At 36.1% G+C, this 2,019-nt stretch carries 3 protein-coding genes; 1 reads left to right on the top strand and 2 read right to left on the bottom strand.

Annotation, left to right across the window (positions count from 1 at the left end; genetic code table 11):
* Positions 1–266: hypothetical protein (locus tag AC1DPZ_RS26170; RefSeq protein ID WP_477409026.1), on the bottom strand; the 266-nt coding region annotated here is incomplete at its 3' end.
* Positions 263–886: a hypothetical protein gene (locus AC1DPZ_RS26165; RefSeq protein ID WP_477409024.1), complete on the bottom strand. Its 624-nt coding sequence runs from the start codon at positions 884–886 to the stop codon at positions 263–265. The genes AC1DPZ_RS26170 and AC1DPZ_RS26165, both read right to left, overlap by 4 nt.
* Positions 887–1,288: 402 nt before the next feature.
* Between AC1DPZ_RS26165 and AC1DPZ_RS26160 the strand changes: the two genes are divergently transcribed.
* Positions 1,289–1,960, top strand: a complete 672-nt coding sequence (locus AC1DPZ_RS26160; protein WP_477409023.1) for a hypothetical protein — start codon at positions 1,289–1,291, stop codon at positions 1,958–1,960.
* Positions 1,961–2,019 lie beyond the last annotated feature (59 nt).

Genomic DNA, 2,019 nt, shown 5'->3' with positions numbered 1-2,019 from the left:
TTATTACACATCGTAAAAAAAGGATTATCGCCGTTGTTTATTACCACAATATGCTGCTGCCCATAAGTACCATCAAGGGTGTAATCAATTTGTTTTATTGATCTTATAAATTGCTGGTTACCAATTACAAAAACCTTCCAGTTTTTATAATCGGCTCTGCTGTTACTATACTCTTTATACTCGTTGTCGAAGTGGCCAGACTGTGATTGCCCCCAACATTCGGGCAATGTTAGTAACAGAAAATACAAAATTGATATAATTTTCATGGCGTAGTCGATTTTTCCGGGATCAGTTCAAGGGTAGGGGTTATTGGGTTAAATGTAGACGACACCCATGTTTTTTTTGTTGTGGTATCTTCCAGTTTTACTTTGGAGTAGGCATCCTTGAAATCTTCACTGGTATAATAAAAAGTTACTTTATAACCTTGCCCTGATGGTTGAACAGGCAGATCAATGCCACTTTTATTGTCATTATAGTTTTTGTAAAAAGTAAATTTTAATGAAGAAACTTCAGGAGGAACATCGTTTGGAAGATCCTTTAGTTTAAACCGGTAGCAAAAAAAATTTGATTTTAAAATAGTGATGGTTTCGTAGGTGTTTTGTTTGGTATTTATACTGTCAAGCTGCATTCTTCTAATCAATGTTTCATAGTTTGTTATTTTGCTGTCTGTTGATTTATAATAAAAGAAAACACTAACAGCTATGGAGAGCACAGCAATTAATATAAATACCGTTATCACCGAAATATCGAGTTGCAGGCCGTAACCGCCAAAGTGTTGTTTTTCTATTAGTCTTGCCTGGTTTCCCCATCGGTACATAGCCATGCACAGCAAAATAATGATCATGCCAAATATTGGCAGGATAGTGTAGATAAGCGAACCGGTCATGTCGAGGCGAGTTATAACCTTAATATTGCTACTTAAAAACTTATTTAAATGTAAAGCTTATTTAAATTTTAAGTAAAGTAGTTTCTTTAAAATAAAGTTATTGTATCGTAAATTGTAAACTGTTGTAAATGAACTGTAAACTATTGTAAAGAATGTTTACACTTTATTTATTATGTACCACCGAGGAGAGATACTGTGGGGGCTGAAATCAAAATACGGGCATAAAAACGGGTTGCAAGTATCCTTTTTATGAGTTATATTAGTTTAATATTCAACCGATTATAAATAGCCGGTATTTTAATTGCCCCGTAATTAAAATATTAAACAGTCTGCCCCTCCCTTAAGCCTATTAGTATGACTTTTCGATGTATTTTAAAAAAAGCTGCTATACTTTTGGTCTTTATGCTCACGTGTAGCTTAAAGGGCTTTTCGCAAGCTGATAGTCTTCGGTTTTATGCCAGGCAACTGGATTCAATTTATACTAAATGGGTTAATGATCCTGATACCACACTTAAAACAGACTCGGTTATAACGGCCTTTTTACACGTAAACCCTACTACCAAAATAAAAGCCACAGGCAGGCTTGAAGGCTTTGCCCTTACTTATAATACTCCCGAAATAAACTGGTATCATGATTTAGTTAGGGTGATTGACAAGGATTCTGCCGGTTTTTTAATTAAGGTACGCATTCCCCGAAAAATTTATGATCAGCATAAAATGCTCACCTGCTGGGCTGTTTGGTGGGGCCGCGAGATGCAGGTTGCTAAATATGGCGGTATTAATATGAGGATAAAACTAACGCTTCAATCGCAGCCGCAAAAAGCCAGCGTATATTTAATACCGCGTAGAATTTGGAAAAGCAAATTTGAAAACACCGCCTGGAAAGAACATATCGAACTGTTAAGCGATTACATGGTTGATAGTGATCAAACAAATACTGCTGTAACCATTGATGAAACCGTTTATACCGTGGTATTTAAATTGGGTAAAAAATTTCTTACCCGTACGCATTATACCAGGCCCATGGATATAGAACCAACCCAAAAAGTGAGCGCAGATTTTCAAAATGAATAACTGGAAAACCATTTTAAAAACCGGTTCGGGAGTGTTTGCAACCATTCCTGGTTTGGGGG

The organism is Mucilaginibacter sp. P4_G9 (genome assembly GCF_056400985.1).
Note: the sequence above shows the minus strand (reverse complement) of the source record. Positions and strands in the feature narration are given on the sequence as shown.